Source organism: Pseudomonas siliginis (assembly GCF_019145195.1).
Taxonomy (GTDB): Bacteria; Pseudomonadota; Gammaproteobacteria; order Pseudomonadales; family Pseudomonadaceae; genus Aquipseudomonas; species Aquipseudomonas siliginis.
The window spans coordinates 283654-307413 of the sequence record NZ_JAHSTW010000009.1 but is presented as its reverse complement, the minus strand read 5'-3'; the positions used below and the strand labels follow the sequence as shown (position 1 = coordinate 307413).

Annotated in this window: 21 protein-coding genes and 1 pseudogene; 11 read left to right on the top strand and 11 right to left on the bottom strand. The window is 60.4% G+C overall.

Features of this window, described 5'->3' with window-relative positions:
- Position 1: 1 nt before the first annotated feature.
- Both KVG87_RS19425 and mfd read right to left on the bottom strand, forming a co-directional pair.
- Positions 2–568 carry a CsiV family protein gene (locus KVG87_RS19425; protein ID WP_056791507.1) on the bottom strand — a complete coding sequence of 189 codons (567 nt, stop codon included), beginning with the start codon at positions 566–568 and terminating at the stop codon, positions 2–4.
- Between the two features lie 10 nt (positions 569–578).
- On the bottom strand, positions 579–4028 hold the full coding sequence (mfd, locus tag KVG87_RS19420; RefSeq protein WP_076563659.1) for a transcription-repair coupling factor: 3450 nt from the start codon (positions 4026–4028) through the stop codon (positions 579–581).
- A 354-nt stretch (positions 4029–4382) separates the two neighbouring features.
- On the opposite strand from mfd, the gene KVG87_RS19415 reads away from it, so the two are divergent.
- On the top strand, positions 4383–5846 hold the full coding sequence (locus KVG87_RS19415) for a glyceraldehyde-3-phosphate dehydrogenase (RefSeq protein WP_016775482.1): 1464 nt from the start codon (positions 4383–4385) through the stop codon (positions 5844–5846).
- A 172-nt stretch (positions 5847–6018) separates the two neighbouring features.
- Here the strand turns inward: KVG87_RS19415 and KVG87_RS19410 are convergent, their stop codons facing one another.
- On the bottom strand, positions 6019–7317 hold the full coding sequence (locus tag KVG87_RS19410) for an MFS transporter (RefSeq protein WP_041477332.1): 1299 nt from the start codon (positions 7315–7317) through the stop codon (positions 6019–6021).
- 75 nt (positions 7318–7392) lie between these two features.
- Between KVG87_RS19410 and KVG87_RS19405 the strand changes: the two genes are divergently transcribed.
- Together KVG87_RS19405 and sthA are read left to right on the top strand one after the other, a co-directional pair.
- Positions 7393–8439 (top strand): FAD:protein FMN transferase, encoded by a 1047-nt coding sequence (locus KVG87_RS19405; RefSeq protein ID WP_217852135.1) that lies wholly within the window; start codon positions 7393–7395, stop codon positions 8437–8439.
- Positions 8440–8640: 201 nt separating this feature from the next.
- Complete coding sequence (gene sthA / locus KVG87_RS19400; protein WP_039760770.1) at positions 8641–10035, top strand: Si-specific NAD(P)(+) transhydrogenase; 1395 nt, start codon at positions 8641–8643, stop codon at positions 10033–10035.
- Positions 10036–10077: 42 nt separating this feature from the next.
- Here sthA and KVG87_RS19395 read toward each other — a convergent pair whose 3' ends face one another.
- Positions 10078–10800: a glycerophosphodiester phosphodiesterase gene (locus KVG87_RS19395; RefSeq protein ID WP_008087738.1), complete on the bottom strand. Its 723-nt coding sequence runs from the start codon at positions 10798–10800 to the stop codon at positions 10078–10080.
- Between the two features lie 14 nt (positions 10801–10814).
- Positions 10815–11396, bottom strand: a complete 582-nt coding sequence (locus tag KVG87_RS19390; protein WP_217852133.1) for a PilZ domain-containing protein — start codon at positions 11394–11396, stop codon at positions 10815–10817.
- A 94-nt stretch (positions 11397–11490) separates the two neighbouring features.
- Between KVG87_RS19390 and KVG87_RS19385 the strand changes: the two genes are divergently transcribed.
- The 3 genes from KVG87_RS19385 to KVG87_RS19375 all read left to right on the top strand — a co-directional run bounded on the left by KVG87_RS19385 (position 11491) and on the right by KVG87_RS19375 (position 14740).
- Complete coding sequence (locus KVG87_RS19385) at positions 11491–12741, top strand: lipoprotein-releasing ABC transporter permease subunit (RefSeq protein ID WP_024013629.1); 1251 nt, start codon at positions 11491–11493, stop codon at positions 12739–12741.
- Entirely contained in the window at positions 12734–13432 is a 699-nt protein-coding gene (gene lolD / locus KVG87_RS19380) for a lipoprotein-releasing ABC transporter ATP-binding protein LolD (RefSeq protein ID WP_024013628.1), read from the top strand. Before KVG87_RS19385 ends, lolD begins: the two co-directional genes overlap by 8 nt.
- Positions 13433–13495: 63 nt before the next feature.
- Positions 13496–14740, top strand: a complete 1245-nt coding sequence (locus KVG87_RS19375) for a lipoprotein-releasing ABC transporter permease subunit (RefSeq protein WP_024013627.1) — start codon at positions 13496–13498, stop codon at positions 14738–14740.
- Between the two features lie 97 nt (positions 14741–14837).
- Here the strand turns inward: KVG87_RS19375 and KVG87_RS19370 are convergent, their stop codons facing one another.
- Both KVG87_RS19370 and KVG87_RS19365 read right to left on the bottom strand, forming a co-directional pair.
- A complete protein-coding gene (locus tag KVG87_RS19370; protein ID WP_217852131.1) occupies positions 14838–16187 on the bottom strand; it encodes a heavy metal sensor histidine kinase in 1350 nt (449 codons plus the stop codon).
- Positions 16187–16867: a heavy metal response regulator transcription factor gene (locus tag KVG87_RS19365; RefSeq protein WP_076563655.1), complete on the bottom strand. Its 681-nt coding sequence runs from the start codon at positions 16865–16867 to the stop codon at positions 16187–16189. Before KVG87_RS19365 ends, KVG87_RS19370 begins: the two co-directional genes overlap by 1 nt.
- 166 nt (positions 16868–17033) lie before the next feature.
- On the opposite strand from KVG87_RS19365, the gene copI reads away from it, so the two are divergent.
- Positions 17034–17567 carry a copper-resistant cuproprotein CopI gene (gene copI / locus KVG87_RS19360; RefSeq protein WP_217852129.1) on the top strand — a complete coding sequence of 178 codons (534 nt, stop codon included), beginning with the start codon at positions 17034–17036 and terminating at the stop codon, positions 17565–17567.
- A 61-nt stretch (positions 17568–17628) separates the two neighbouring features.
- Complete coding sequence (queF, locus tag KVG87_RS19355; protein WP_150634831.1) at positions 17629–18459, top strand: NADPH-dependent 7-cyano-7-deazaguanine reductase QueF; 831 nt, start codon at positions 17629–17631, stop codon at positions 18457–18459.
- Positions 18460–18485: 26 nt separating this feature from the next.
- Here the strand turns inward: queF and KVG87_RS25925 are convergent.
- The 3 genes and pseudogenes from KVG87_RS25925 to pcrP form a co-directional block, all read right to left on the bottom strand.
- Positions 18486–18590: pseudogene (locus tag KVG87_RS25925) on the bottom strand (metal ABC transporter ATP-binding protein); the annotation flags it as partial.
- 56 nt (positions 18591–18646) lie between these two features.
- Positions 18647–18913 (bottom strand): DUF4404 family protein, encoded by a 267-nt coding sequence (locus KVG87_RS19350; RefSeq protein ID WP_076563651.1) that lies wholly within the window; start codon positions 18911–18913, stop codon positions 18647–18649.
- Positions 18914–19021: 108 nt separating this feature from the next.
- Entirely contained in the window at positions 19022–19642 is a 621-nt protein-coding gene (gene pcrP, locus KVG87_RS19345; RefSeq protein ID WP_076563650.1) for an HAD superfamily inactivated hydrolase PcrP, read from the bottom strand.
- 199 nt (positions 19643–19841) lie between these two features.
- Between pcrP and KVG87_RS19340 the strand changes: the two genes are divergently transcribed.
- The 3 genes from KVG87_RS19340 to rssC all read left to right on the top strand — a co-directional run bounded on the left by KVG87_RS19340 (position 19842) and on the right by rssC (position 22540).
- Positions 19842–20531 (top strand): MlaA family lipoprotein, encoded by a 690-nt coding sequence (locus tag KVG87_RS19340; protein ID WP_217852127.1) that lies wholly within the window; start codon positions 19842–19844, stop codon positions 20529–20531.
- Between the two features lie 345 nt (positions 20532–20876).
- A complete protein-coding gene (gene rssB, locus KVG87_RS19335) occupies positions 20877–22058 on the top strand; it encodes a two-component system response regulator RssB (protein WP_041477317.1) in 1182 nt (393 codons plus the stop codon).
- Positions 22058–22540, top strand: a complete 483-nt coding sequence (rssC, locus tag KVG87_RS19330; protein ID WP_003226553.1) for an anti-sigma factor antagonist RssC — start codon at positions 22058–22060, stop codon at positions 22538–22540. The genes rssB and rssC overlap by 1 nt, the downstream gene beginning before the upstream one ends.
- 214 nt (positions 22541–22754) lie before the next feature.
- Here the strand turns inward: rssC and tal are convergent, their stop codons facing one another.
- Positions 22755–23681, bottom strand: coding sequence for a transaldolase (gene tal, locus KVG87_RS19325; protein ID WP_016775468.1), 927 nt, complete (start codon positions 23679–23681; stop codon positions 22755–22757).
- Positions 23682–23760 lie beyond the last annotated feature (79 nt).

Genomic DNA, 23760 nt, shown 5'->3' with positions numbered 1-23760 from the left:
ATCAGTCCGGCACGACTTCAGGCGCTTCGCGAGGCGCTGGCGCGGTCAGGGAAGTGATCTTGATCAGCAGGGCCAGATGACCGTTGTCGAGGTAATTGAGCTGGCCGTTCTTGGTGTGGCTGTCCTGACGCAGGCGCTCACTGGCGGTGACCAGGCCATTGGCGTCGATCTGATTGACCCAGAAATCGGCGGTCACGTCGGTGAAGCGGCCGAGTTTCATTTCCAGCGTGCCCTCGATCGGGAACTGGCCGAACTGCTCCTGACCTTCGCTGACTGCGACTTTCGCCGGCGCTTCGCCGAGGCTCTGCTGCCAGGCTTTGTGCATCAGCACGGTGTACTCGCCGCTGGCGGTGAGTTTGTTCACTACATCATTCAGCGCTGGGGTGCGCTGGCTGTCGCTGCCCAGACGCTGGGCGCCTGCGGCCCAGTCTTCCGGGGCGGCGCGGCTGACGATGGCCGGGACGGCATTCTGGCGCACCAGGATCATTTCGACCTGATACGTGTCATCGGCAAACGCCGTCGGTGCTGCAAGTGCAAGCAACAAAGTCAGAGAGCGGAACAGGCGCATCGGGCGTCCTTCAAGCGGATTTCGGGATGAGACGCTCAAACAGCGCCTCGACAGTATTGAAACGTTCTTCCGGGCGCTCCATTGGCACCTGGAATTTAAACATCGTCGCGCCTTCGAACTTGTAGCGCTTGGGCTGCGTCTGGATCAGCTTGATCAGGGTCATCGGGTCAACCGGCGTCTGCGCTTCGAACTCGATACGTCCGCCTTGCGGCCCGCCGTCGACTTTCTTGATGCCAAGCTTTTCCGCCTGCAATTTCAGCGCGGTGATCCGCACCAGGTTCTTGGTCGGCTCCGGCAACAGGCCGAAGCGGTCGATCATCTCCACCTGCAGGTCCTTGAGGCCTTCCTCGTCGGTGGCCGAGGCGATGCGTTTATACAGAATCAACCGCGCATGCACATCCGGCAGATAATCTTCCGGAATCAGCGCCGGCACCCGCAGATTGACTTCCGGGCCGCCACCCAGCGGTTGATCGAGGTTCGGCTGCTCGCCCTTGCGGATCGACTTCACCGCGCGCTCGAGCATTTCCATGTACAGGGTGAAACCGACGGCCTGAATCTGCCCGCTCTGACCATCGCCCAGCAGTTCGCCGGCGCCACGGATTTCCAGGTCGTTGGTGGCCAGGACGAAACCGGCGCCGAGGTCCTGGGTATTGGCGATCGCTTCCAGACGTTTTTCCGCGTCCGAAGTGATTTGCTGGCGTGGCGGTGTCAGCAGGTAGGCGTAAGCCTGGTGGTGACTGCGGCCGACGCGGCCACGCAATTGGTGCAACTGGGCCAGACCGAACTTGTCGGCGCGTTCGATAATGATGGTGTTGGCGCTCGGCACGTCGATGCCGGTCTCGATGATGGTCGAGGCGATCAGCACGTTGAAGCGCTTGTGGTAGAAGTCGCTCATCACCTGTTCGAGTTCACGTTCGCGCATCTGCCCGTGGCCGATACCGATGCGCGCTTCCGGCACCAATTCCGCGAGGTCGGCGGCGCACTTCTCGATGGTCTTCACATCGTTGTGCAGGTAATAAACCTGACCGCCACGCAGCAGTTCACGCAGCAGAGCCTCTTTGACCGTGCTCTTGTTCTGCTCCATGACAAAAGTGCGCACCGACAGGCGTCGCGCTGGCGGCGTGGCGATGATCGACAGGTCGCGCATGCCCGACACCGCCATGTTCAGCGTCCGCGGAATCGGCGTCGCGGTCAGGGTCAGAATGTCGACCTCGCTGCGCAGGGCCTTGAGCTGTTCTTTCTGGCGTACGCCAAAACGGTGTTCTTCGTCGATGATCACCAGCCCGAGGTTTTTGATCTTCACATCATCGGACAGCAGCTTGTGCGTGCCGATGACGATGTCGATCTTGCCTTCCGCCAGATCGGCGATCGCCGCGTTGACTTCCTTGGCCGATTTGAAGCGACTCATCACTTCGACCGTCACCGGCCAGTCGGCGAAGCGGTCGCGGAAACTGTTGTAGTGCTGCTGGGCGAGCAGGGTGGTCGGTACCAGAATCGCCACCTGACGACCGCCGTGCACGGCGATGAACGCGGCGCGCATGGCCACTTCGGTCTTGCCGAAGCCGACGTCGCCGCAGACCAGGCGATCCATCGGTTTCGGCGCGAGCATGTCTTCGCGCACGGCCTCGATGGTGGCTTGCTGATCGGGTGTTTCCTCGAACGGGAAACCGGCGCTGAAGGTGGCGTAATCGGCTTTCGGATCGGCGAAGGCATAACCTTCACGGGCGGCGCGACGGGCATAAATGTCGAGCAATTCGGCGGCGACGTCACGCACCTGCTCGGCGGCCTTACGCTTGGCTTTCTGCCAGGTTTCCGAGCCGAGGCGGTGCAGCGGCGCGAGCGAGTCGTCGCTGCCGGTGTAGCGCGCGATCAGGTGCAGGTTGGCTACCGGCACGTACAGCTTGGCGTTCTCGGCGTATTCGAGGGTGAGGAATTCGGCGGCCTGATTGTCGATTTCCAGAATCGTCAGGCCCAGGTAGCGGCCGACACCATGGTCAATATGCACCACCGGCGCGCCTTCGCGCAGTTCGGTGAGGTTCTTGATTACCGCATCGTTGCTGACGTCGCTGCGCTTCTCGCGGCGACGACGTTGCATCACTCGTTGCCCGAACAGCGGACTTTCCGCCACCAGCGCCAGCGCCGGGTCGTCGAGCAGCAGGCCCTCGTCGAGCGGGGCGATGGTGATCGCCAGACGATCCTTGCTGGCAACGAAGTCTGGCCAGCTGTCGACGGTTTTCGGCCGCAGCTTCAGGCGTTCCAGCAGTTCCAGCAGGACTTCGCGACGACCCGCCGATTCGGCGGTGAACAGCACGCGACCGGGGAATTCTTCGAGGAAACCGGCCAGCGCCGCCAGTGGTTGCGTGGCTTTGGCTTCGATGGCCAGATCCGGCAGCGCGTGCGCCGGGAAGCGTTCACGGCCGACGCCGGTTTCGACGTCCTGCTGACTGGCGACGACTCGCGGCCAGTTCTTCAGGCGCGCGAAGCAGTCTTCCACCGGCAGGAACAGTTCGGCCGGTGGCAATAAAGGACGCGATGGATCGACGCGGCGTTCTTCGTAACGATTGCGCACGTCGTTCCAGAAGTTTTCCGCCGCCTGCTCGATGCCCGGCAGCGAGAACACTTGCGTGTCCTGAGGCAGGTAATCGAACAGCGTCGAAGTTTCGTCGAAGAATAGCGGCAGGTAGTACTCGATGCCGGCCGGAGTGATACCGCTGCTCAAATCCTGAAAGATCGGGCAGCGGCGGAAGTCGACGTCGAAGCGCTCGCGAAAGCGCGCCTTGAAGCGGGTGACTGCGTCTTTCTGCAACGGGAACTCGCGGGCCGGCAGCAGCTTGACCGACTCGACCTTGTCGATTGAACGCTGGGTTTCCGGATCGAAGGTGCGCAGGGTTTCGATTTCGTCGTCGAACAGGTCGATGCGATAGGGCAGCTTGCTGCCCATCGGGAACAGGTCGATCAGCGCGCCGCGTACGGTGAACTCGCCGTGCTCATACACCGTGTCGACATAGCGATAGCCGCTGGCTTCGAGCCGCGCACGCATCTGTTCGACGTCGAGCTTCTGGCCGATATCCAGCACCAGGCTGCTGCCGAGGAGGAATTTGGTCGGCGCCAAGCGATGCAGGGCGGTGGTTATCGGAACCACCAGCACGCCGTGGGCCAGTTCCGGCAGGCGATACAGGCTGGCGATGCGCTGGGAGATGATGTCCTGGTGCGGCGAGAACAGGTCGTAGGGCAGGGTTTCCCAGTCGGGGAAATGCAGTACGGGCAAATCCGGGGCGAAGAAACTCAGCTCCTGTTCCAGCCGTTCGGCACTTTGGCTGTCGGCGGTCAGCAGCAGGGTAAAGCGCTTGGCAGCGCTGGCAGCCTCGGCAATCGCCAGGCTGAGGGCGGCACCGGGCAGATTGCCCCAGTGCTGTTTACCTGCTTCGGCAGGGAGTAGCGGTAGACGCAGAACAGGCACGGAAGGTTGAGCTCCAGGCGTTGCGACAAAGTCGGTAATTGTAGCGGCCTCCGGTGCCGCCTGTCAGTTGTAGACTGCGTCTATCTTCACGGTTTGGACGAAATGTAGTGGTAACCATAAAAACGAGCACTTTTTTCATGGTTATGTAGTGCCGAAACCGGGTGGTGTTACGGAGGGTTACAGACATCGTCTAACAGTCGTCGAAAAATTGACTGCGCTGAAAGCCCCGGTTTTATTGGGCTGGAGAAGGGCGTAAATTTTTTGAACGGGATTTTGTTACCGATTGCGCGACAAGCGCGCATTGCTGAAAGGGCTTGTCGGCGGCATAATGTAGCCCCTTTTTTCTGCCCCTACATGTGGAAGGTTACCGTGACTCAGAAGCCCGACCAGTGTCTTGGTGAATGGATCGACCGTGAAGCACTCGCAGAAGCGATGATCCCGCTTATCGGTCAGCTCTACCGCAATAACAACGTGGTTAGCTCGATCTATGGCCGCAGCCTGATCAACCAGTCTGTCATCGCGATTCTCAAAGCTCACCGCTTTGCTCGCCACCGTTCTTCCGACGACAGCGAACTCTCCGTCCACGAAACATTCCCACTGCTCAAGGCCATGAGCGAGCTCAAGCTCGGCGCGGCGTCGGTGGATCTGGGCAAGCTGGCGTTCAAATTCCGTAACGAAGGCAACGGCCGCAGCGCCGAGCAGTTCGTGCGTGAAGAGATGGCTGACGTGGTTGGCCAGCAGAACGCCTCGGCCCGCAAAGGCACCGACGTTGTTCTTTACGGCTTCGGTCGTATCGGCCGTCTGCTGGCGCGCATCCTGATCGAGAAAACCGGTGGTGGCGACGGCCTGCGTCTGCGCGCCATCGTCGTGCGCAAAGGCGCCGAAAACGACCTGACCAAACGCGCCAGCCTGCTGCGTCGCGATTCGGTACACGGTTCGTTCAACGGCACCATTACCATCGATGAAGAAAACAACACCATCACCGCCAACGGTAACCTGATCCAGGTGATCTACGCGAAGAACCCGACCGAGGTGGATTACACCCAGTACGGCATCAAAGACGCGCTGCTGGTGGACAACACCGGTGTATGGCGTGACGCCGATGGCCTGGGTCAGCACCTGGCCTGCCCGGGCATTGATCGCGTTGTTCTGACCGCGCCTGGCAAGGGCAAGCTGAAGAACATCGTTCACGGCATCAACCACGGTGAAATCACCGCTGACGACAAAATCGTCTCGGCTGCTTCCTGCACCACCAACGCCATCGTGCCGGTGCTCAAAGCGGTCAACGACAAGTTCGGCATCATCAACGGTCACGTCGAAACCGTTCACTCGTACACCAACGACCAGAACCTGATCGACAACTTCCACAAGGGCGATCGCCGTGGTCGTAGCGCCGCGCTGAACATGGTAATCACCGAGACCGGCGCCGCCACCGCTGCTGCCAAGGCTCTGCCTGAGCTGGCCGGCAAGCTGACCGGTAACGCGATCCGCGTTCCGACGCCGAACGTGTCGATGGCCATTCTCAACCTCAACCTTGAGAAAGCCGCCACCCGTGAAGAGATGAACGAGTACCTGCGCTACATGGCGCTGCACTCCGAGCTGCACAAGCAGATCGACTTCGTCAATTCGCAGGAAGTGGTGTCGACCGACTTCGTCGGCTCGCGTCACGCTGGTGTGGTTGATGCTGAAGCGACCATCGTGCAGGACAACCGCGTCGTTCTGTACGTTTGGTACGACAACGAGTTCGGCTACAGCTGCCAAGTGGTTCGCGTAATGGAAGACATGGCTGATGTGAATCCGCCAGCGTTCCCGCGCTAAGCCTCAGGCTTGAATGAAAACGCCCCGGCATTTTGTCGGGGCGTTTTTGTTTGTGGGCCTGTTGGATCTTCGGCGTCCTTGCCGGCCTCTTCGCGAGCAGGCTCGCTCTCACACTGGATCAGTGTCGTTCACAATCTTCTGTGGGAGCGAGCCTGCTCGCGAAAGCATTCTGTCAGGCGCCGCTGGCTACCGAGGCCTGCGCCGTGCGCAACTCATGCCGGTTGCCACGGAACAGCACCAGTGTCGCAATCAAGCCCAACACCGCCGCGCCACTGAGCCAGATGCCCGGTGCTGCCTTGTTGTCCAGCACATGAATCAGATAGGTACACGCCGCCGGGGTAAAGCCGCCGAACGTCGCCGTCGCGAGGCTGTACGCCAGCGAGAAGCCGGTCGTGCGCACTTCCACCGGCATGATCTCGGTCAGTGCCACCACCATCGCGCCGTTGTACGAGCCGTACAGAAACGACAGCCACAATTCGACAATCAGCAAATGGCTGAAGCTCGGGTTCGCCACCAGCCACGACAGTGCCGGATACGCCGTGAGGATCGCCAGAATCGTCGCCGCCAGCAGTAGGGGTTTTCGGCCGATCTTGTCGGATACTGCGCCCATCACCGGTAGCCAGAAGAAGTTCGACAAGCCGATGCACACCGTCACCAGCAAGGCGTCGAGATCAGACAGATGCAGCTCAGCCTTGCCAAACGTCGGCGTGTAGGCAGTGATCAGGTAGAACGAAACTGTGGTCATCACCACCAGCGCCATGCCGGCAATAACGATGCCGAAGTTCTGCCCGATCGAGCGGACGATTTCGCCGAGGGTAGGGCGGTGGGTGCGCGCCTGGAACTCCGGGGTTTCTTCCAGCGAGCGTCGGATGAAAAAAATCACCGGCACGATCATGCAGCCAATCAGAAACGGTACGCGCCAGCCCCATTCGCCCATCTGCTCAGGGCTCAGCCAGTGGTTGAGACCGACACCGAGCAGACCGGCGAAGACTACCGCAGCCTGTTGGCTGGCCGACTGCCAACTGACGAAAAAGCCTTTACGCCCCGGCGTTGAAATTTCCGCCAGATACACCGACACGCCGCCCAGTTCCACGCCCGCCGAGAAGCCTTGCAGCAAACGGCCGAACAACACCAGCAGCGGCGCGGCGACACCGAGCGTCGCGTAGCCGGGTACGCAGGCAATCAGCACTGTACCGGCGGCCATCATCGCCAAGGTGATGATCAGCCCTTTGCGCCGTCCGTGACGGTCGATATAGGCACCGAGGAAAATCGCCCCGAGCGGGCGCATCAGGAAGCCGGCGCCGAAGGTCGCCAGCGACAGCATCAGCGAAGCGAAGGCGCTGTCGGTGGGGAAGAAGGTTTTGGCGATGGCCGTGGCATAGAAGCCGTAGACCATGAAGTCGAACATTTCGAGGAAGTTGCCGCTGACAACGCGAAAGATCGCTTTGCCTTTGCCCGTGGTGGAGGACATGGGAGGTACTCACTGTTCAATTTTGTATAAAGGCGTTGCAGCCATGGGGAAGCGAGCGGGCGCTTGTAGTTCATAATGGCCGCCGTGGTTTTGCGGGGAGATGAAGAATTGTTAACTGGACGCTGGTGGGGGCTTGTGGTCTTGGCGGCGGCTTTGGTCGGCTGCGGCAACGGCGATTCCCTGGAACAGGTCGGTGGCTCGACCATGGGCAGCACCTGGTCGGTCAAGTATGTGCGCCACGCCGGGGTCGCCGATCCTGCGCAAGTGCGCGGTGAAGTGGAGCGCATCCTCGGCGACGTCGATCAACAGCTGTCGACTTACCGAAGTGACTCCGCCATCCAGCGTTTCAACGCCTTGCCCGCCGATAGCTGCCAAGCCATGCCGGCAGCAGTGCTCGAATTGGTCCGCATCGGCGAACAGCTTTCAACGCAAAGCGAAGGCTCCTACGACCTGACCGTGGAGCCGCTGCTGGACCTCTGGGGATTCGGCCCGCAAGGACGCGGAGAAAAGATCCCTGATGCGGCCGCTGTGGCCGAGGTCATGCAGCGGGTCGGCCATCAGCACCTGCGCATCGATGGCGAACGGTTGTGCAAGGACACCGCCGTCGAAGTCGACTTCAACAGCATTGCCGCCGGTTATGCCGTGGATGCCATCGCCGCCAGATTGCAGGTCATGGGCATCGATAATTACTTGGTCGAAGCAACGGGCGAACTCAAGGCCCGGGGCAAGAAGCCGAATGGTTCAGCGTGGCGCATCGCTCTCGAAGAGCCTCGCGATGACCAGCAAGTGGCCGAGCGGATTATCGATGTCGACGGCTATGGCGTATCCACCTCCGGCGACTACCGCCACTATTTTCTGCAGGACGGTCGGCGTTATTCCCACACCTTCGATGCACGCAGCGGAAGACCGGTCCTACATGATCTGGCGTCAGTCACGGTGATTCATCCTTCAGCGTTGATGGCCGATGGACTATCGACGCTGTTGCTGATTCTCGGGCCGGAAAGGGCGCGGGACTATGCCCAAAAACATGACATTGCTGCATTCTTTGTCTTGCGTGCCGATACAGGTTTCGTCACCCGCAGCAGTCAGGCATTTGCGCAGCTTGTCGGTGAAAAAAACTGACTGAAGACAAGACGAAAGCTGGCGTTGTAGTGCAGGCAAAAGTAGCCTACGACGCGACCAAGGGTTAATGTGCGCGGCGTTGACGCTTCTATAGACTGTGTCCGGGTTCTTCACTGGCCCCCAATTGTTCCTTCGCGCCGCCGTTCGGCGTGATTTAGCCGCCGGTGCTGCTGGCACCGCGGCCTGTTCTGAGGAGTACGCATGGCTGTCTACAACTACGACGTGGTGGTACTGGGTTCCGGCCCGGCGGGAGAAGGCGCGGCAATGAACGCCGCCAAAGCGGGGCGCAAGGTCGCGATGGTCGACAGCCGTCGTCAGGTTGGCGGCAACTGCACCCACCTCGGCACCATCCCGTCCAAGGCACTGCGTCACTCGGTGCGGCAGATCATGCAGTTCAACACCAACCCGATGTTCCGCGCCATCGGCGAGCCACGCTGGTTCTCCTTCCCGGACGTGTTGAAAAGCGCCGAAAAAGTCATTTCCAAACAAGTCGCATCGCGCACCGGCTACTACGCCCGTAATCGTGTCGACGTGTTCTTCGGCACCGGCAGCTTCGCCGACGAGCAAACCATCGAAGTGGTCTGTGGCAACGGCGTGGTCGAAAAACTGGTCGCCAAGCACATCATCATCGCTACCGGTTCGCGCCCGTATCGCCCGGCGGACATCGATTTCCACCACCCGCGCATCTACGATAGCGACACCATCCTCAGCCTCGGTCACACCCCGCGCAAACTGATCGTTTACGGCGCTGGTGTGATCGGTTGCGAATACGCATCGATCTTCAGTGGTCTGGGTGTGCTGGTCGAACTGGTCGACAACCGTGGCCAGTTGCTGAGCTTCCTTGACTCGGAAATTTCCCAGGCGCTGAGCTACCACTTCAGCAACAACAACATCACCGTGCGTCACAACGAAGAGTACGACCGCGTCGAAGGCGTGGACAACGGCGTGATCCTGCACCTGAAATCCGGCAAGAAGATCAAGGCCGACGCCTTGCTCTGGTGCAACGGCCGTACCGGCAACACCGACACGCTGGGTCTGGAAAACATCGGGGTCAAGGTCAACAGCCGTGGCCAGATCGAGGTCGACCAGAACTACCGCACCTGCATAGAGAACATCTACGGCGCCGGTGACGTGATCGGCTGGCCAAGCTTGGCCAGTGCCGCCCACGACCAGGGTCGTTCGGCCGCTGGCAGCATCGTCGACAATGGCAGCTGGCGCTTCGTCAATGACGTGCCGACCGGCATCTACACCATTCCGGAGATCAGCTCGATCGGCAAGAACGAGCAGGAGCTGACCCAGGCGAAAGTGCCGTACGAAGTCGGCAAGGCCTTCTTCAAGAGCATGGCGCGGGCGCAGATTGCCGGTGAGCCGCAAGGCATGCTGAAGATCCTCTTCCACCGCGAAACGCTGGAAGTGCTCGGCGTGCATTGCTTCGGTTATCAGGCGTCGGAGATCGTGCACATCGGTCAGGCGATCATGAACCAGCCGGGCGAGCTGAACACCCTGAAGTATTTCGTCAACACCACGTTCAACTACCCGACCATGGCCGAAGCCTATCGGGTAGCGGCGTACGACGGCCTCAACCGGCTTTTTTGACGGGCTCCGGCCGGTGGCCTGAGCCGGCCGGGGAGACCGATTTCAGCAATTCTCAAGGGTGGCAGTGGCCAAACCGGGAAAGTCTGTAATCAGGCTGTCAACGCCGAAGTCGGCGAGTCTGCGCATCAGTGCAGGCTCGTTGACGGTCCACACCGACACATGCAGGCCCTGACGCTGCGCCTTCTGCAGGCGTTCCGGCGTACACAGCGTCCAGTTCAACGCGAGAATTTCGCAACCGTAGCTGGCCGCCACCTTCAGCGGATCGAGCCAGGCGTATTCGGCCACCAGGCCACGGGATACGTCCGGTACCAGGTCCAGCGCTGCCTTCAAGACTTCCCGTGAGCTCGAGGTGATCGTCACCTTGTCGAGCAGGCCATGCCGTTGAGCCATTTCCCGAATCGCCAGCACGGTAGTCGCCGCGCGGGTGCGTGAAGCGCTTTTGACTTCCAGTTGCCAGTGCTCGAAATCACATTGCTCGAACAACTCTTCCAGCGTTGGAATCGGGCACGGCTTGATCCAGCCCGGGCCGCCCTTGCGTGCGTCGTAGGTCACCAGTTCGGCGGCGGTGTGCTCGACGACTTTGCCGCGACGGTCGGTGGTGCGCTTGAGGGTCGGGTCATGGATGACCATCAGCTCGCCGTCCTTGGACAGGTGCAGATCCAGTTCGCAGCGGCGCACGCCGTGCTTGAGGCATTCCTGAAAGCTGCTCAGGGTGTTTTCCGGTGCTTCGCCCTTGGCGCCGCGGTGGCCGTAGATGAGGGTCACGGTGCTTCCTTAAGTTAAATGCCAGATTCGTTCTGTTCGCGGGCCAGACGGCGTTCCTGAGCCTGCTTCTGCAAAATGTAGCGCGCGAGCAATTGGCGCTGGGCATCGGTCGGGCGCTCGAACTCGGTGCCGACGTCATAGCCATCGCCCTTGGGATCGCAATGGGTGACCCGGGCACGCAGCAGCAGGCCAAGCGCCTGCGGCATCAGTACCAGTTTCACCGACAGGTGTGCGCCGGTGGCAATCGGGGTCGGGTGCTGAAAGTCGATCCCGCCCTCGGAGATGATCACCGGCTGCGGCTCGCCGATGTGTCCGAGCACCGTCAGGGCGATTACCTGGCTGAGCAGGTCGATGCGTTTGTTCTGCGATTTGAGGAACGCGGCGATGGCGCGGTCGCGCTCGCTGATCTGTCGCAGCAGGTGCTGCGACTCGAATTCGCTCAGGTGCAGTTCGCTGAGCAGGTTGAAGAGTGGGGAAGCATCCTGCAACACTTCCTGGCCTGCGGCTTCGGGAGCGGACAGGGGCCGAATTTCCAGTGCGATCGTGTCCTCGATACGGTAGTATTCGCGGCGATCTTCTTCATCTAATGTCGACATGGCGAACCCATGGTAGCGGCGGTGGTCTGAGTGTAAAGCTGGTTTTCGACCCCCGCCACAAGGACGTTCCTTTTCCCTCCGAACAAGCCCCGACATGTTCAGACCTCTCTTCGTATTTATCGGCACGCGTTATACCCGTGCAAAGCGTCGCAATCATTTTGTGTCATTCATTTCCCTGACTTCGATGATCGGGCTCGCCCTTGGCGTGGTCGTGATGATCGTCGTGCTGTCGGTGATGAACGGCTTCGATCATGAGATGCGCACCCGCGTGCTGGGCATGGTGCCCCACGCCACTCTCGAGACCGGCGAGCCGATCAATGACTGGCAGAGCCTGGCCGACAAGGTCAAGCAGAACCGGCAGGTGACGGCGGTGGCGCCGTTTACCCAGATGCAGGGCCTGCTGACCAACAACGGTCAGGTTTCCAAGGTGTTGCTCAATGCCATTGATCCTGCGCTCGAGCGCAATGTGTCGATCATCGACAACTTCATGAAGCAGGGCAAACTCGACGACCTGACGCCCGGCAGCTTCGGCATCGTCATCGGCGACAAGGCGGCGACCAAGCTCGGCGTCGGCATCGGTGACAAGGTCACCTTCGTCGCACCGGAGGTCAGCGTGACCCCGGCCGGGATGTTCCCGCGCATGAAGCGCTTCACCGTGGTCGGCATTTTCCATGTCGGCGCCGGTGAGCTCGACGGCTACCTCGGCGTGACCAATCTGCAGGATCTGGCGAAAATGCACCGCTGGAAAGCCGATCAGGTGCAGGGCCTGCGGCTGAAGTTCGACGACCTGTTCCAAGCCCCGCGCGAGGCGTGGAACATCGCCCAGCAGCTCGGCGAAGATCGTTACTACGCCCGCGACTGGACGCGCACCCACGGCAACCTGTATCAAGCGATCCGCATGGAAAAAGCCATGATCGGTCTGCTGTTGCTGCTGATCGTTGCCGTTGCCGCGTTCAACATCATTTCCACGCTGGTGATGGTGGTGAACGACAAGAAGGGCGACATCGCCATTCTGCGCACCCTCGGCGCCACTCCGGGCACGATCATGCGCACGTTCATGGTTCAGGGCACGGTGATCGGCGTGGTCGGCACGGCCATCGGCGCGGTGGTCGGGATCCTCGCGGCACTGAATGTCAGTGCGGCCATTTCGGCGCTCGAAGGGCTGATCGGCCACAAGTTCCTTAATGCTGACGTGTATTTCATTGATTATCTTCCTTCGCAGGTACAGAGCCAGGACGTCGTCATGGTCTGCGCCGCTGCGTTGGTCCTGAGTTTCCTCGCCACCCTGTATCCCGCCTGGCGTGCCGCGCGCACCCAGCCGGCGGAGGCGTTACGTTATGAGTGAGTCGGGCATGAGTGAACAAGCAATTCTGAGCTGCCGTAACCTGGGCAAATCCTACGAGGAGGGTCCGGAGTCGGTACAAGTGCTGGCCGGCCTGCAACTGGAGTTGCACCCGGGCGAACGTGTAGCGATCGTGGGCAAATCCGGTTCCGGCAAAAGTACCTTGCTCAACCTGCTCGGCGGCCTCGATACGCCGAGCAAGGGCAGCGTCTGGCTCGACGGTGAAGAACTGTCGGCGTTGAGCGAGAAGAAGCGGGGCCTGCTGCGCAATCGCGCGCTTGGTTTCGTTTACCAGTTTCACCACCTGCTGCCGGAATTCACCGCGCTGGAAAACGTCTGCATGCCGCTGTTGATCGGCAAGACCGCCATCCCGGAGGCGCGCCAGCGTGCCACGGCATTGCTGGAGCGCGTCGGTCTGGGCCATCGTCTGGAACACAAACCGGCCGAGCTGTCCGGCGGCGAACGTCAGCGCGTGGCCATCGCCCGTGCTCTGGTCAACAATCCGGGGCTGGTGATGCTCGATGAGCCAACCGGTAACCTCGACCTGCACACCGCCGAAGGCATTCAGGATCTGATGCTGGAGCTGAGCACTTCGATGCGCACGGCGTTCCTGGTGGTGACGCACGACATGAACCTGGCTCGCCAGATGGACCGCGTCCTGCAGTTGCAGGAAGGTTGCCTGACCCCCATCTGACTGGCTGAAACCCGGCGCCCGTAACGGCGCCGGGTCTTTTATTTCTATACGGTGCCCCAGCGAATGTTCAGACCGTTATCGATCTTTATCGGCACGCGCTATACCCGCGCCAAGCGCCGCAATCGCTTTGTTTCGTTCATTTCGATGACCTCGATGATCGGCCTCGCCCTCGGCGTGCTGGCGATGATCGTGGTGCTGTCGGTGATGAACGGCTTCCAGCGCGAAATGAGCTCGCGCATCCTCGGCATGGTGCCCCATGCGACCATCGTTGGCGTCAAACCGATCGACGACTGGCAGCCAGTGGCCGCCGCTGCGATGAAAAATCCCGAAGTGACGGCCGCCGTGCCGTTCACCGAGATGGAAGGCATGCTTTCCTACAAGGGTTCGATGCAGCCGATTCAGATCAGCGGCGTTGATCCGGCCCAGGAAGGCAAGGTGTCGATCGTTGCCCAGCACATCGTCCAGGGTCGTCTGGATGCCTTGAAGCCGGGCGAATTCGGTGTGGTGATCGGTGAAATCACCGCGCGGCGTTTCCGCCTCAATGTCGGCGACAAGATCACCTTGATCGTTCCGGAAGTCAGCACCGCGCCGGGCGGTATCACCCCGCGCATGCAGCGCCTGAATGTGGTTGGCGTGTTCAAGGTCGGCGCCGAGCTGGACGGTTCGATGGGCCTGATCCACGTCGCCGATGCCGCGACCATGCAGCACTGGCAGCCGAATCAGGTGCAGAGCGTGCGGCTGGCGGTCAAGGATCTGTACGCTGCGCCGAAGGTGTCTGCAGACATTGCCGGTGGCCTCGGCGCTGACTTCAAGGCTGACGACTGGACCCACACCCAGGGCAGCCTGTTCAGCGCGATGAAGATGGAAAAAACCATGATCGGCCTGCTTTTGCTAATGATCGTCGCGGTGGCGGCGTTCAACATCATCGCGACGCTGATCATGGTGGTGAACGACAAGGGCGCCGACATCGCGATCCTGCGCACGATCGGCGCCACACCGCGACAGATCATGGCGATCTTCATGGTCCAGGGCACGGTGATCGGTATTGTCGGCACCATTATTGGCGGCGTGCTGGGCGTGATTGCGGCGCTCAATGTCAGCGAACTGGTCGGCTGGGTCGAGCGTGTGACCGGTCAGCATATCTTCAGTTCGGATGTGTATTTCGTCAGCAACCTGCCCTCGGAACTGCAGGGTGGAGATGTGCTGTTGATCTGCTCGGCGGGGTTCATTCTGAGCTTTCTGGCGACGGTGTATCCGGCGTGGCGGGCGGCGAAGATCGAACCGGCGCATGCGCTGAGATACTCGTAACCTTTAGACCGCCTTCGCGAGCAGGCTCGCTCCCACGGTTGGAATGCATTTCCCTGTGGGAGCGAGCCTGCTCGCGAAGGGGCCGGACCTGCTGGCCTCAGTTCTGCTTCGGTAACTGGATCACAAACCGCGTAAACCCCACCTCCGATTCGCAATGAATCGTCCCACCATGCGCCCGCACGATCGACTGAGTAATCGCCAGCCCCAACCCCGCATGCTCACTGCTGCCTTCCTGCCGCGCCGGATCCGCTCGATAGAAGCGGTCGAACAGACGTGGCAGTAATTGCGCGGAAATACCCTCGCCACTGTTCTCGACGCAGACGCGCACGATCTCCCCCTCGTCGACGATGCTCAAGCGCACATAACCCTCGGTCGGGGTAAACCGCAGTGCGTTATCCAGCAGATTCGACAAGGCCCGGCGCAACATGCCGCGATCACCTTCGATTCGCGCCTCGCCTTCACGGCTCAAACTCACGCCGGCGTCTTCCGCCAATGGCGCAAAAAACTCCAGCAGCATGTCGGCCTCATCCGCCAGCTCCAGTGGTTCGCGCTTGGGCATCAGCAAGCCGTGGTCAGCCTTGGCCAGGTAGAGCATGTCGTTGACCAGTTGCGCCATCCATTGCAGTTCTTCGAGGTTGCTGTGCAGCGCTTCGCGGTAATCCTCCAGTGCGCGTGGGCGAGTGAGGGTGACCTGTGTGTGGGTCAGCAGATTCGACAACGGTGTGCGCAGTTCATGGGCGATGTCGGCGGAGAATGCCGAGAGGCGCTGAAACGAATCGTCGAGGCGTGCGAGCATGGCGTTGAAGCTGTAGGCCATTTCCGCAAGCTCTGGCGGCATCTTCTCCTCAGGCAGTCGGGCATTCAGCGATTGCGCAGAAATCCCACGGGCCACTGCGCTCATCCGTCGCAACGGGCGCAGACCGCTGCGCGCGGCCCAGGCCCCGAGCACGGCAGTGGCCAGCGCCGACAGGCCGACGGTCAGCCAGATCAGATGCTGCATGCGCGTAAGAAAATGCTGGTGATGGGTGATGTCCAGCAGCAGCGTCAGTTGTGGCGAATCCGCTGTGTCCGGGTAGAGCGGGGCGCGCAGCACGCGGTAATCGGTGCCGTCATGGCTGATGGTAGACAGGCCGGTTTGCAGGGGCAGATTCTTCGGAATCTGCACCGAGCTGTCATACCAGTGCTGACCGTCGCCACTGGTAATGCGCAACGACAGATCCGCCTGACGGCTGAGTTCATCGGCCAGCCGCGCCTCGCGCTGGGCAGGTTGGAGATCCTGCAAGGCGCGGCGCAGGCCGATCAGTTTCGTCTCCAGTTGTTGCTGGTCAAGCTCGATGAAGTGCGCCTCGCTGGCGCGGTCGAACAGCACCCCGGCGAACAGCGAGACCACCGCAGTGCAGGCGGCAAACAACAGCGCCAGGCGCGTGCTCAAGGACAGGCTACGCATCACAGCGAACGCTCTTCGAGCACGTAACCCATGCCGCGCACGGTGTGGATCAACTTGTTGGGGAAGTCATCGTCGATCTTAAGGCGCAAGCGGCGGATCGCCACTTCGATGACGTTGGTGTCGCTGTCGAAATTCATGTCCCAAACCTGCGAGGCGATCAGCGATTTGGGCAGGACTTCACCCTGACGGCGCAGGAGCATTTCCAGCAGGGCGAATTCCTTGGCGGTCAGGTCGATGCGCTGGCCGCTGCGTTCGACCCGGCGGCGGATCAGATCCAGGCGCAGATCGGCCAGTTGCAGGCTGGTTTCCTGGGCGATCGCGTTGCCGCGCCGCAACAGGCTGCGCACCCGCGCGAGCAGCTCGGAAAAGGCGAATGGCTTGACCAGATAATCGTCCGCGCCCAGTTCGAGGCCGTGAACCCTGTCCTCCACGGCGTCTTTGGCGGTGAGAAACAGTACCGGCGTGTCGAGGCCAGCGCTGCGCACCGCTTGCAGAATCTGCCAGCCACTGCGCCCGGGCAGCATTACATCGAGGATCAACAGCGCGTAGTCACCGCTCAAGGCCAATTGCTGGCCGCTGATGCCGTCGGCCACCAGCTCGGTATTGAATCCGGCCTCGGTCAAGCCCTGACGCAGGTACTGGCCGGTTTTCGCTTGGTCTTCGACGATCAACAGTTTCATGGGCGACTCGGGCTGGTTCGGGATGAAAAAGGGCGAAGGCGTTATACCGTGAGATCCGGCGATAAGCGCCAAGCTGACAAAGTTGTAATCTGCCTGTCAGGTCGATGCCAGCCCTGGGTGGCTAGAGTTTCCCACAGGCTGAACCTTCTCTTGTTGGAGTACGACCATGTTTTTGCGCACCTCCCTGAAAATAGCCGCCTGTCTGCTGGCATTGAGTACGCCAGCCTGGGCGACACCGGTGCACACCTTCGCCTTCGGCCAGCCGGCAGCGGCGAGCCAGGCCACGCGGACTATCGAAATCGTCATGGGCGACATGAACTTCGACCCGAAAGCCATACAGGTCAAGGCCGGTGAGACCATTCGCTTTGTGCTGGTGAATAAAGGCCAGTTACTGCACGAATTCAACCTCGGTGATGCGGCGATGCATGCCAGTCACCAGCAGGAAATGTTGCAGATGCAGCAAAGCGGCATGCTCACGCCTACCGCTATGAAAGAAATGTCCCACGATATGGCGGGTATGGATCACGCGGCGATGGGGCATGGCATGCAGCATGACGACCCCAACAGCGTGCTGGTCGAGCCGGGCAAAACCGCCGAGTTGACCTGGACCTTCAGCAAGGCCACGGTGCTCGAGTTTGCCTGCAATATCCCCGGGCATTATCAGGCCGGCATGGTCGGCAAACTGACAGTCAGTCAGTAAGCACTCAAAGGCGCGGGCAAAGGCTGGTAGAATCCGCTGATTCTTCAGTCAGGTTTCCGCCATGCATCCCGCAGCCGAACATTCGCCGCTGGGCAAATCCAGCGAATACATTGCCACGTACACGCCGTCCCTGTTGTTCCCTATTCCGCGCACCGCGAAATGGGCCGAGCTGGGCCTGACCGCCGAAACCCTGCCGTATAAAGGCGTGGATTTCTGGAACTGCTTCGAGCTGTCGTGGCTGCTGCCCTCGGGCAAACCGGTGGTGGCGATCGCTGAATTCAGCATCCCGGCGGACTCGCCGAACATCATCGAATCGAAGTCGTTCAAGCTTTACCTCAACTCGCTGAACCAGACGCCGTTCGCCGACGTTGCCACATTGCAAGCGACACTGGTCAAGGATCTGTCCGCCGCTGCCGGCAAACCGGTGGGCGTGCGGGTGCGCAGTCTGAAAGACGTGGAAGCTGAAGGCGTGGTGGCGTTGCCGGGCGTGTGCATCGACGATCTGGATATCAGCGTGAGCAATTATGAGCACCCGCGTCCGGAGCTGCTGCGTTGCGACAATTCCCGCGTGGTCGAGGAGAGCGTGCACAGCCATCTGCTCAAATCCAACTGCCCGGTGACCAGCCAGCCGGACTGGGGCAGCGTCGTGGTGGAATATCGCGGCGCGGCGCTGGATCACGCCAGCCTGCTGGAGTACATCGTCAGCTTCCGCCAGCATTCGGACTTCCATGAGCAATGCGTGGAGCGGATTTTCCTCGATCTGCAGCGGTTGTTGAAACCTGAAAAGCTCACCGTGTTTGCACGTTACGTTCGCCGGGGTGGGCTGGATATCAATCCGTATCGCAGTACCGAAAGCGTACAGCTGCCGAATCATCGGCTCGTACGTCAATAAAGATCCTGAATGTGCGATCTCCAAAGTGGGAGCGAGCCTGCTCGCGAATGCGGTGTGTCATTCAACGATGATGTCGACTGACACGACGCCTTCGCGAGCAGGCTCGCTCCCACAAGGGCTTGCAGGCACATTTCGGAAATGAAAAAGCCCTGCCATCGCTGGCAGGGCTTTTTTGTGCGGCGGGGCGTCAGATGCCCATGCTGCCCAGCGTATTCATGATATTGCGCAGGGTGCCGGCGATGGTAGGGTGTTCCACTTCAAAGCGCTCCACGGCAAGGTTCACCCCGTCCACCAGGTTGTTGTCCTGTAGCTGATTTTCCAATTGAATTTCTGCTTCGATCTGCGCCATCAACTGGTGTAAGTTTTCACGTTCAGACTCGGACAGAGGCGGGTTCTGCTCCAATTGATCACGCAAGGTGTTGAGCTGATCCTGCAGTTCTCGTCGGGCGGGCATGGTGGTTTCCTTTTATCAATAGGCACTGGCATTGACCGCAGCCACGCGCCAAAGGTCTATGGCTGACCTTTAGATTAATCCACTCTCGGTAAACCTGCATGACGCCGATCAGGGCTTTTCGCCTTTGGCGCGGCGCAGGCTGATGTCCGCGAGACAGGCGTCCAGCTCGCCGAGATGATCGATCACCGAATGCACACCCAGGCCGAACAACTGCACGGTTGCCTTGCCGCGCAACTTTTCGCGTTCCTTTTGCGACAGAACCTGCCACTCGCTCGGGCTGAGGCCGCACAGCGAGCCGCAGGACGCCAGGCCAATCGTCCATAACCCGGCATTCAGACCGGCCTGTAACAGGCGCGGCTCACCGCTGACCAGCACGCAACCGTCGAGGCGGTCGATGTTCAAACTCATCAACGCTTGCCAGCAGGCGTTAGGGGCGGGCCACGGATTCATTGTTGCTGAATGTTGCGTCGGTGTGATCCAGTCTGGCAGCGAGGCGGCCAGTGGCTGAGCGAGGGCAGCGGGCAATTCGTCGAGCCACGCGCAGGGAATTCCCTGGCGCTGCAAACTTTTCAGGCTATCGAGTGCGCCGGGTGTAGTTTTGGCATGTTCCGGCTGGGCGTTGAGCTCTTGCGCGGCGCGGGCACCGAAATCCACCAGGCAACCGCTCAGGCCGAACAGCACGGCAGTCAGGCCGGGCGCGGCGACGGGCAAGGTTTCGGCGTGAGTCATGGCAACGTCCCTGAAATAACGCTCAAGACTAGGGCGCTGGGGTGACAGTTGCATGACAGGCGGGTGAAAGCCTGCGTAGGAAACTTCCTGCATATCCTTGCAGCGGCGCACTGCCCAAATCGCCGTTTACGCTTATACTAGCGGCCTTAATGCCCGGGCCGAGAGGACCGCGCCAGTATCGAATCCAAGGAGTTTTTCTATGCGCTGGAGCCCTTCGCTCACTCAGCTAAGTGTATGTGCCAGCCTGTTGCTGGCGCCGTTCGCCACCCAGGCGGCCACCGAAGAAGACCCTTGGGAACGCGTCAACCGGCCGATTTTCCAGTTCAACGACTTCGTTGACACTTACGCGCTGAAGCCACTGGCCCAGGGTTATGAGTTCATCACCCCGCAGTTCGTTGAAGACGGCATTCACAACATGTTCCGCAACGTCGGTGACGTCACCAACCTGGCGAACAACATCCTCCAGGCCAAACCGGCTGCAGCGGGCGTTGATACTGCCCGACTGATTTTCAACACCACCTTCGGTCTGCTCGGTTTCTTCGACGTCGGCACCAAGATGGGCTTGAACCGCAGCGACGAAGACTTCGGTCAGACCCTCGGTTACTGGGGCGTGGGCAGCGGCCCGTACGTGATGCTGCCGCTGATGGGGCCGAGCACCCTGCGTGACGCACCGTCGAAATACGTCGACAGCTTCACCGGCGCGTACCGCTACATCGACCACGTGCCGACGCGTAACTCGATCTTCGGCCTGAACATCGTCGACACCCGCGCCAGCCTGCTGTCGAGCGAGAAGCTGATCAGCGGCGACAAATACACCTTCATCCGCAATGCTTACCTGCAAAACCGCGAGTTCAAGGTGAAGGACGGTCAGGTCGAAGACGATTTCTGATTTCGACCGGTAATGAAAAAGGCGGCCCTCGGGTCGCCTTTTTTGTCCGCGCCAGAGCGTCGCCTGCGACTGCCACTACCTTCCATCGGGTTACCGTTGGAGCGGTTCTTATAACTCCCGGTGATTTGACAAACAAAGTCGTCAAGCGACAATCGGCGCATGCTTGAAACGCTCTGCGGATGGGAGTACCGTCTGCGCCTTAGAAGGGCACCTCTGTTTAAAACCGCGCGCCAGGCGAATGCTTGAAAGCGCTGCAACAGAGAGGCTAGAAAGCGAATCCAGTAGTCTGCGCAGGGCCGTTGCCCCGCTCACTACGCCAACCTAATTCTGGCGCCGTTTGCCCACATGCCAAAAACCAGTGCCACGCTGCTGATAATCGATGATGACGAGGTAGTGCGCGCGAGCCTCGCGGCCTATCTGGAAGACAGTGGTTTCAGCGTCCTGCAGGCCGGCAACGGTCAACAGGGTCTTCAGGTATTCGAGCAAGACGAGCCCGATCTGGTCATCTGCGATCTGCGCATGCCGCAGATGGGCGGTCTCGAACTGATCCGTCAGGTCACCGAGCGCTCACCGGAGACGCCGGTGATCGTGGTCTCGGGTGCCGGGGTGATGAACGACGCGGTCGAGGCCCTGCGCCTGGGCGCGGCGGATTACCTGATCAAGCCTCTCGAAGATCTGGCTGTGCTCGAGCACTCCGTGCGCCGGGCCCTGGATCGTGCGCGGCTGCTGCTGGAAAACCAGCGCTACAGCGAGAAGCTGGAGAAGGCCAACCGCGAGCTTGAAGCCAGCCTGAACCTGCTCCAGGAAGACCAGAACGCCGGTCGCCAGGTGCAGATGAACATGCTGCCGGAAAGCCCGTGGAGCATCGACGAGTTCAATTTTGCCCACCAGATCATCCCGTCACTGTACCTGTCGGGTGATTTTGTCGACTATTTCCGCGTTGACGAGCGCCGGGTCGCGTTTTATCTGGCGGATGTTTCCGGGCATGGCGCGTCATCAGCCTTCGTCACCGTGCTGTTGAAGTTCATGACCACGCGTTTGCTCTTCGAATCGAAACGCAGCGGTACCTTGCCGGAGTTCAAGCCTTCGGAAGTGCTCGGTCATATCAACCGGGGACTGATCAGTTGTAAGCTGGGTAAACACGTGACAATGGTCGGTGGAGTCATCGACGAGGAGACCGGTTTGTTGACCTATAGCATTGGCGGCCATCTGCCTTTGCCTGTGTTGTACACGCCTGACAGTGTTCGTTATCTCGAAGGCCGTGGTTTGCCGGTGGGGCTTTTCAACGAAGCCACCTACGAAGACCACGTGCTTGAGCTGCCGCCGACGTTCAGCCTGACGCTGATGTCTGATGGCATTCTGGACCTTTTGCCGGAAGCAACGCTCAAAGAAAAAGAGGCTGCTTTGCCCGAACGGGTGAAGTCAGCGGGCGGCAGCCTGGATGGTCTGCGGCAAGTGTTTGGTTTGGCCACGCTAGGGGAGATGCCGGATGATATCGCCCTGTTGGTGTTGAGCAGGAATCTTTAATGAGTACCGGTAGAATCCAGTTCGCCGAGCAGGACGGCACCTTCGTCCTGAAGTTCGTCGGTGAAGTTCGCCTGACCCTGTGTTCGGCGTTGGATGCGACTATTGAGAAAATCTTCACCGCGCTGAATTTCAACGCGATCGTGATCGATTTGACCGAAACCCGCAGCATCGACAGCACCACCCTGGGCCTGCTGGCCAAACTGTCGATCCTGTCGCGGCAGAAGGTCGGCCTGTTGCCGACGGTTGTCACCACCCACGAAGACATCACTCGGCTTTTGCAGTCGATGGGCTTCGAGCAGGTGTTCAACATCGTCAACCACCCGGTGCCGTGCCCGGAGTGCCTGGACGACCTGCCGGATCAGGACCAGTCCGAAGAAGTGGTGCGAATCAAGGTGCTGGAAGCGCACAAGATTCTCATGGGGCTGAACGATTCCAATCGTGAAGCGTTTCATGATCTGGTCAATGCCCTGGAAAGACACTGATCTCATGAATTGATGGTGTCTGGGCTGGCCTCATCGCGGGCAAGCCCGCTCCCACAATGATCGCGTGAAACCTCAAACTTAGGTTCTCCACATACCCTGTGGGAGCGGGCTTGCCCGCGATGGCGTCGGGTCGGTCGATACATTTATCAGTGCAGGCAAAATGAAAAAGGGCGAACCCTCACAGGTTCGCCCTTTTTGCATTCTACAAATCAAATCACAGCTTGGCCTGCAGCAATGCTTCCAGTTTTTCCTGATCGCGGGCGAACTGACGGATGCCTTCAGCCAGTTTCTCGGTGGCCATCGCGTCCTCGTTGGACAACCAGCGGAATTGCGCTTCGTTGAGGCTCAGACGAGCTTCACCGGCATTGCCCGGCGCCAGTTTGCGTTCCAGCTTGCCGGTGTCGGCGGCGAGCTTCTCCAGCAGTTCCGGGCTGATGGTCAGGCGATCGCAGCCGGCCAGTTGCTCGATCTGATTGATGTTACGGAAGCTCGCGCCCATGACCACGGTCTTGTAGTCGTTGGCCTTGTAGTAGTTGTAGATGCGCGTCACCGACTGCACGCCCGGATCATCAGCGCCGGTGTAGTCGTTGCCGTTGGCTTTCTTGTACCAGTCGTAGATGCGGCCCACGAACGGCGAAATCAGGAACACGCCGGCATCGGCGCAGGCGGCGGCCTGGGCGAAAGAGAACAGCAGGGTCAGGTTGGTCTGGATGCCTTCCTTCTCGAGGATCTCGGCGGCGCGGATGCCTTCCCAGGTCGAGGCGATCTTGATCAGCACGCGGTCGCGGCCGACGCCGGCCTTGTCGTACAGCTCGATCAGACGATGCGCACGCTTGAGGATCGCATCCTGGTCAAAGGACAGGCGCGCATCCACTTCGGTGGAGATGCGGCCCGGAACCACGTTGAGAATTTCCTTGCCCACTGCGACGCCGAAACGGTCGCTGGCCAGGCCGACATCGCCCTTGCAGTCGCGAACGCAATCGTTCAGCAGTTCGGCGTAACCGTGAATGGCCGAAGCCTTGAGCAGCAGGGAAGGGTTGGTGGTGGCATCGGTCGGTTTGACTCGGGCGATCGCTTCGAAGTCGCCAGTGTCGGCAACCACGGTGGTGAACTGTTTGAGTTGTTCCAGCTTGGAAGTCATGGGCGTGCTCTATCCTATGGGTCTGAAGACATTACCCGAGCGCTGACGGGCACTCAAGGGTGCATTCGTGGATCGATGG